This is a genomic window from Acinetobacter sp. LMB-5 (assembly GCF_001541635.1).
Classification (GTDB): domain Bacteria; phylum Pseudomonadota; class Gammaproteobacteria; order Pseudomonadales; family Moraxellaceae; genus Acinetobacter; species Acinetobacter pittii.
This window is the reverse complement of the sequence record NZ_LRDR01000077.1, coordinates 1-426: the sequence shown is the minus strand read 5'-3', so window position 1 is coordinate 426 and position 426 is coordinate 1. Positions and strand designations below refer to the sequence as shown.

Below are 426 nucleotides of genomic sequence, written 5' to 3'. Positions count from 1 at the left end.
TGGGGCTTACGCACCAACAGAATGCGTTCTTCTATGCTAAAGCTGATGCAAAGATGGTGTTCAAGGCGCTCAACCAAACGTTATTCAAATGGATATTTCAGGCAAACAACATGAATGGCCGTATCCGCATGCGAGTGGACGATAAGAAGTTCAAAGCGCTTCTCAAGTCCGCCATCACTGATGAAGACGGCACCATTCAATTATCCGACCCAACGGAGGCGAAACATCTATGGCTGTTCTAACAGACGTGGAGCGCGCTGAAAAAGACAATCTGACCAAAATGGAGCGCCTCGAAAATGAGGCGCTTTCTTTTACGGCCAATAAACTTTCCAACGCCATCACTCATGCAATCAAAAGTGGCAATGACGATATCGATGCGTTCATGAGCGCATACACGGCAACGTACACTAACTCGATGATGGTGAG

2 protein-coding genes are annotated in these 426 nt (G+C 47.2%); both read left to right on the top strand.

Annotation, left to right across the window (positions count from 1 at the left end; all coding sequences use genetic code 11):
- On the top strand, positions 1–242 hold a 242-nt coding region (locus tag AW165_RS19860), incomplete at its 5' end, for a hypothetical protein (RefSeq protein WP_212823937.1).
- A partial coding sequence (locus AW165_RS18585) for a hypothetical protein (RefSeq protein ID WP_212823934.1) occupies positions 230–426 on the top strand: 197 nt, incomplete at its 3' end. The genes AW165_RS19860 and AW165_RS18585, both read left to right, overlap by 13 nt.